The organism is Salipiger sp., assembly GCF_059781815.1.
Map to the genome: position 1 here is coordinate 1 of NZ_JBYNAH010000302.1, position 4,616 is coordinate 4,616.

Sequence of the window (4,616 nt, forward strand, 5' to 3'; positions counted from 1 at the left end):
GGCCGCGGTGACCGGCTGGTTGATGACAAGCTGGTCGAGCGGGTGGCTCCCATTGGCGCGATGCTGCGCGGCGCGCTCGAAGAGCGCTTCGGGCAGCATGCCAACGTGGGCGATATCCGGGGCCGCGGGCTGTTTCTCGGGGTGGAATTGGTGGCGGATCGCGAGACCAAGGCGCCGCTCGATCCCTCGAAGGGGGTGGCGGCCAAGCTCAAGAAAGCGGCTTTCGCCGAGGGGCTGATCTGCTACCCGATGAGCGGCACCATCGACGGCGCCACTGGCGACCACATCCTGCTCGCTCCGCCCTTCATCCTGAGCGAGGAGCAGGTAGGGGAGCTGGTCGACAAGCTCGACGCCGCGATGAAGACGGTGCTGGGCTGACGGGCGTCCTCGCCCGCCGCGCCTGAGGCGGGCAGGGCGCGCCTCAGTTCAGGTCCTCGAGCAGGCGACCGTGCTTGCGGGTTTCCTCGAGCACGTCGCCAAAGGTCTCCATGCCGCGGGCCTGCAGCATCGGCAGCATCATCACCAGCACCTGCGCTGTCGCGTGGGCATCGCCAAGCGCGGTGTGGCGCAGCTGCGCCGGGATCTCGACGCCGAGCCGTTCGCAGAGCGCATCGAGCGTGTGGGTCTGGCTGGCCCCGAACAGCACCGCCGAGAGCAGCACCGTGTCGAGGATCGGGTGATCCCACTCGACCCCCATGCGGGCGCGGTGGCGGCGCAGGAAGGCCATGTCGAAGGGCGCATTATGCGCCACGATGACCGAGCCCTTGGCAAAGCGGTGAAAGCGCCGCCCGGCCTCACCGATGTCGGGATGTCCCTTCACCATCGCGTCGCTGACCTGGTGCACCTTGGTGGAGCTGGGCGGGATCGGGATGCCGGGATCGACCAGCTGGTCCATCACCTCGCCGGGCACGATGCGCCCGTTCAGCACCCGCACCGCGCCGATCTGCACGACCTCGTCCTTGTGGGGCAAAAGCCCCGTGGTCTCGGTGTCGAACACGGTGTAGCTGAGCGCGGTAAGTGGCGTCTCCTCGACCGCTTCGGGGGCATCGTGGGTCAGCAGGTCGAAATCATAGACCAGCGGGCGCTCGGCCTCGGGCGCCATGTGTGTCTGGGCGCCGTCGATCACCATCATGTAGCCGCCGCCCTCCATCGGCTTCAGCCGCGCCGAATAGCTCTGCGCGCCGTCGATGCCCTCGGCCACGAAGCTCACCTCGCGGCCGGTCTTGTGCAGCTGCTTCACCGCCGCATCGAGCCCCTTGGCCTCGAAGAAATCGGACAGCGGCGCGTTGAGCCGCGGCACGTGCAGCTGCGCCAGCACCTCTGCCGCCTGACTGTCGTAGAGTACGATCTGGCCGCGCGGGTTCACCAGGATCATCGCGACCGGGATCTCGGTGAGCAGGGCGGTGAGACGCTCCTTCTCATGCGCCAGGCGCTCGGTCTCGAGCGCGATCTTCTGGGCGGTGTCCATGGTGGTGTCGGTGAGCCGCTCCGAGACCGCGTGGGCGGCATGCGCAAGATCGCCGAGATAGCGCGCCGATTGGAGGTCGACCTCGCGGGCGACGCCGGCATGGGCGCGCACCCGCATCTCGGCGGCGAGCTTCTCGATCGGCTTGGCGACATTCTCGTCGAACAGCAGCCAGATCCCGGCGGTCAGCGCCAGCAGCGCCAGCGCCGAGAGGATGCCGGCGAAAACGAAGCCGTTGGCAGGGGTGGTGTCGAGCGCGCGGACATAGCCGAACCACAGCGCGATGCCCACCGCCACGCTGCCGCCGAGGCCCAGCAGCACGAAGAACAGGAAGATCCGCAGCCGCAGGCTCAGCGTGGTGATCATGCGGTGCCCTCCGGCGCGTCGCAGACCGCCGCGACGATGGCATCGTCCTCACCCGCCTCGCGCCAGACAGGCGCGCCGCCATCGCCGCCCGCCGGGTCGGCGCGGCGGTGGTTGACGCAATCCACCATCATCTCGACCGACTGCACCGGCTGCCAGCGGGCGAAGAAGTAGAGATCGGCGATGTAGAGCCCCTCGGTTTCGGTATTGGCGCGGCGGGTGCCGTGATCGACGGCGATGAAGCGGTCGACCATCGGCGCGGCATAGGTCCAGGGCCGGTAGAAGGCGCGCGCCTCGTGCACCGAGGCCACGGTGAAGCCCTCGGGCAGCGCCTCCGCGGTGCGCCCGTACCAGCCGTATTCGCTCGAGATCGTGGTGGCGATCATCGCCACGCCTGCGCCCACTGGCGCCAGCCAGCGCGGCAGCCGCCCGCCGAAGACCTTGTTGAGCAGCATGATGGCGCCCGCACCGGCAAAGCCCGCGACGAAAACGGCGATCAGTTCCAGAAACATTCTTCTCCTCCCAGAGAGCGGGCTTTAGCCCAGCATGCCACGCCCGTGCCCGAGGGCCGATTGCAGCGACTTTATCACCACGAAAGCATCGCGCAGATGACTTCGCTCAAAATCCGAAAGTTGCGCCGGGGCGAGGTAGTTGTCCGGCGCCTCGCCGCGCTTCACCTGCGCCGCCTGATGCTCGAGACGGGTCTCGGCGATCAGGTCGTAGGCGTCGAGCAGATCCTGCCCGCCCGAGCCCGAGAGCTTGCCCGCCGCCACCGCCGCCTCGAGCCGGGCGCGGGTGTTGACCTCCGCAAGCTCGCCCTGCAGCGCGTAAACCCGCGCCAGATCGACCACCGGCACCACGCCGTTATGCTTGAGATCGACGGTGTTCTTGTGCTCGCCGGAGCGGATCGTGGCGAAGCCGCGCAAAAGGCCGAGGGGCGGCGTGTGCTTGAGCGAGTTCGAGATCATGTGCGCCACGAAGATCGAGTTCTTCGCCGCCGCCGCCAGCGTTTCGGCCTGCAGCTCCTCGTAGAGCGCCTTGGTCCCGCCGATGGGGCGCAGGTCGAACATCACCGAGGCCAGCATCTGCGCCTTGGGATCGGGTTTCTTGATCCAGTTGGTGAAATACTGCCGCCAGGTGCCGACGCGCTGGCACCATTGCGGGTTGGTCGCCATCATTTCGCCGGGGCAGTAGTAATAGCCCGCCACGTCGAGCCCGTCGCTGACGAATTTCGCCAGCTCGGCAAAGTAGCGCAGGTCGTCGTCGCTGGCGGCATTGTCGAGGAACAGGCAGTTGTCCTGATCCGAAATCCCTGTCTGCTCCTGCCGCCCCTGCGAGCCGCAGGCGAGCCAGAGATAGGGCACCGGCGCCGCGCCGAGCGTCTCCTCGCCAAGCGCCAGCAGGCGACGGGTGGCGGTGTCGGCGATGTCTGTGATCAGCCGCGTCACCACCTCGTGGCGGTTGCCGCTGGCCACCAGCTGCGCCAGCAGTTGCGGGATGCGCGCGGTGACCTCGGCCATGCGGGCGGGGCTGTCGGCGCGGGCGATCTCGGCCACCAGCTCGGCGGAGCTGACCGCCTGGAAGCGGGTCAGGTCGGTCTGGGTGACCATGCCGACGAGCCGACCGCCCTCGCTGACCGGCACGTGGCCGACATTGCGCTCCATCATCATGTGCAGCACGTCCGAGCCGATGGCCGAGGGCGGCAGGGTCATCGGATCGGCGGTCATCACTTGGGCCAGCGGCGTGTCGAAGGGCAGGCCAGCACCCACCACCTTGCCTGAGACATCGCGGATGGTGAGGATGCCGAGCAGGGTCTCGCCCTCGGTCACACAGACAGAGGAGACGTGGCGCTCGGCCATCGCTCTCGCCGCCTCCTGCACGGTGGCAGACGGCGGCAGGGTGAGGGGCTTGGGGGCCATCAGCGTCTCGACCCGGCTGTGGGCGAGGTCGGTCTTGCGCGGCTTGGCCCCGCGCGAGCGGTCGAAGAAGCGCTTCGAGGCCGGGTGCTCGCGCACCAGCTCGTTGAAGGCATAGACCGGCAGCATCAGCAGCAGCGTCTCCTCGACCGTGCGGGCCGAGGTGGCGGCGATGCCGTCGCGCGCCAGGCCGCGCTCGCCAAAGGAGTTGCGGGGGCCGAGCAGCGAGACCACGACCTCGTTCTCGTCGCGGATCTCGACCTGTCCGGAATGGATCAGGTAGAGCCCCTCGAGCGGGTGGCCGAAGGCGTAGATCGGCTCGCCCGCCGGCAGGCGGCGCTGCACGAATTGCGGCACGAGGCTTTCCAGCGCGTCGGCGTCGAGCGCGTCATACGGGTGCACGCCGCTGAGGAAGCGGAGCAGCTCTTCGGGTGCGATCGGCATGGCGGCCCTCCCGGTCAGGCGGAACGGTGGAAACGAAAATCCCGCCCCGGAGTAACGCGGGACGGGATGAAAGGGTAGGGGAAAGGCCGCAGCACGGCCTGACCCTTGGTGCTTAGTGGTCCTGGGCTGCGCCCGCGCCACGCGGCACGCGCACGCTTTCCACCAGCTCGCTGATCTCCTGCGGGATCGGAGCGGTCATCTTCGACACGGTGAAGGCCACCGCGAAGTTGATCATCGCGCCCACCGCGCCGAACGAGGTCGACTTGATGGTGCCGAGCAGCGGATCCGCATCGGTGAAGGAGTTGGTGCCCGAGATGAAGAACCAGCCCTTGTGCAGGAAGATGTAGACCAGGGTCACGATGAGGCCTGCCAGCATGCCGGCCACGGCGCCCTTGTTGTTCACCTTGGTGAAGATGCCCATCATCAGC

Annotated in this window: 4 protein-coding genes and 1 pseudogene; 1 reads left to right on the forward strand and 4 read right to left on the reverse strand. The window is 68.2% G+C overall.

All coding sequences use genetic code 11. The annotated features are described in order from the left end of the window. Positions 1-378 (forward strand): aminotransferase class III-fold pyridoxal phosphate-dependent enzyme (locus tag AC6RA4_RS23400; RefSeq protein WP_500164385.1); only part of this gene is annotated, 378 nt, incomplete at its 5' end. Between the two features lie 43 nt (positions 379-421). Here the strand turns inward: AC6RA4_RS23400 and AC6RA4_RS23405 are convergent. The 4 genes and pseudogenes from AC6RA4_RS23405 to AC6RA4_RS23420 form a co-directional block, all read right to left on the reverse strand. Continuing rightward, on the reverse strand, positions 422-1,831 hold the full coding sequence (locus AC6RA4_RS23405) for a 3'-5' exonuclease (RefSeq protein WP_500164386.1): 1,410 nt from the start codon (positions 1,829-1,831) through the stop codon (positions 422-424). Then, positions 1,828-2,340, reverse strand: a complete 513-nt coding sequence (locus tag AC6RA4_RS23410) for a hypothetical protein (RefSeq protein ID WP_500164388.1) — start codon at positions 2,338-2,340, stop codon at positions 1,828-1,830. The genes AC6RA4_RS23405 and AC6RA4_RS23410 overlap by 4 nt, the downstream gene beginning before the upstream one ends. A 24-nt stretch (positions 2,341-2,364) precedes the next feature. Further along, entirely contained in the window at positions 2,365-4,188 is a 1,824-nt protein-coding gene (locus AC6RA4_RS23415; RefSeq protein WP_500164390.1) for a putative nucleotidyltransferase substrate binding domain-containing protein, read from the reverse strand. Between the two features lie 112 nt (positions 4,189-4,300). Beyond that, a pseudogene (locus tag AC6RA4_RS23420) lies at positions 4,301-4,616 on the reverse strand (cation acetate symporter); the annotation flags it as partial.